Source organism: Catenulispora rubra (assembly GCF_015356825.1).
In the GTDB taxonomy this organism is placed as follows: domain Bacteria; phylum Actinomycetota; class Actinomycetes; order Streptomycetales; family Catenulisporaceae; genus Catenulispora; species Catenulispora rubra.
Genome location: NZ_JAACYW010000612.1, coordinates 1 through 1,488 on the forward strand (window position 1 = coordinate 1; position 1,488 = coordinate 1,488).

Annotated in this window: 1 protein-coding gene; it reads left to right on the top strand. The window is 74.1% G+C overall.

Features of this window, described 5'->3' with window-relative positions:
- Nucleotides 1-68: 68 nt before the first annotated feature.
- The coding region (locus GWK61_RS54515) for a YncE family protein (protein WP_194922280.1) at nt 69-1,488 on the top strand (1,420 nt) is incomplete at its 3' end.

Sequence of the window (1,488 nt, forward strand, 5' to 3'; positions counted from 1 at the left end):
CGCCAGAACCGCGCGTCTTGTTTTCACACGACTACCCCGTCACCCGCCCCACCCCGACGATGGCCACTATGCGAAGAGCTCTGATTCGCGGAGTGCGACGGGACCGCAGCGCGGCGACGGCGGCGTTCGCAGCCCTGGCGCTGCTCACGGTCGCGGTGTTCTCGACGGCGGGTGCGTGGCGGGCGGTCGCGCCCGCGCTGCGCGACGCGGGGGCCTGGCTCACCGACGCGCCGAAGGGGGCCGTCGTCCATGCCGACGGTCTGGCCGGGGTGGCCGACGCGCGGGTCCCGATCCCGGGGTCCGGCGGGCACCGGCTGCAGGTCGTGCAGAGCGGCGGGCAGGTCGTGGTGGTCGACTCGGTGACGGGCCGGGTGAGCCGGATCGATCCGTCACAGCTGACCGTGACGCAGTCGGTGGACTACAACACCGCCGGTGTCCAGATCGTCGCGGGGGCCGGGCTCGCGTACGCGATCGATCCCGACCACGGTGTGGTCCAGCAGATCGACCTGACCCGGCTCAGTGCGATCGGTGCACCACTGCGGCTGGGACGGCAGCTCGGTGCCGCCGGGATCGACAACCAGGGCACGCTGTGGGTGCCGGTTCCCGCGCTCGGGCAGCTGGTGCCCGTCGCCAAAGGCGCGTCGGGTCCGCCGGTGACCGTCGGGCTGCCCGGCGATCCGGTGGCGTTGACCATCGCCGGCGGCACGCCGGTGGCGACCGACGCGGCCCGTGACACCATGACGATCCTGGGCCGCGGCGGGGCCCGCACGACGGTGAACCTGCCCGCGGGCACCCCCGCGCCGACGGCGGGCGGGTGGCTGGCGCCGCCGGCGACCGACGGCACCGTGGTGCCGGTCGCGGTGTCCGGGGCCGGCGAGCTCATCGTCGTCGACATCGACAGCGGCGTGCCGAGTTCGGTGACGCTGGCCGACGCCGCCGGCGACGACCTCGGAGCGCCCCAGGTGCTGGGATCGCGGATCTATCTGCCGGACGACACGACCGGACAGCTCATCGTCTACGACACCGTCTCCGGGCAGCTGCTGCCCCGGATCCAGGTGACCGACCATCCCGCGAAGCTGCTGGTGTTCGCCAAGGACGGCATGCTGTGGATCGACGACCCCGACGGTCCGGACGCGATGGCCGTGGACTCCTCCGGCTCCGTGCGCCACATCGGCAAGGACGGCTCGCACCTGCCGGGCGACGCCTCGCCGACCCCGACATCGGCCGGCGGGACGGACAGTTCCGACAGCGCTTCGCCGCCGACCCCGACGACGACCGCGACCTCGTCCCAGGGCCGTCCGTCGGTGCCCGGGCCCTCGGGCGGTCAGGGACCGCCGTCGGTCCCGAAGCCCAGCGGCGAATCCTCGACGCCTTCCACGCCGAACAGCCCGAACAGCCCGAACAGCCCGAGCAGTGCGAGCCCGCCGCGGCCGCCCACCGATTCGAGCCGGTCCAGTTCCGTGCCGCCGCCGCGGCCGGATCCCCGCC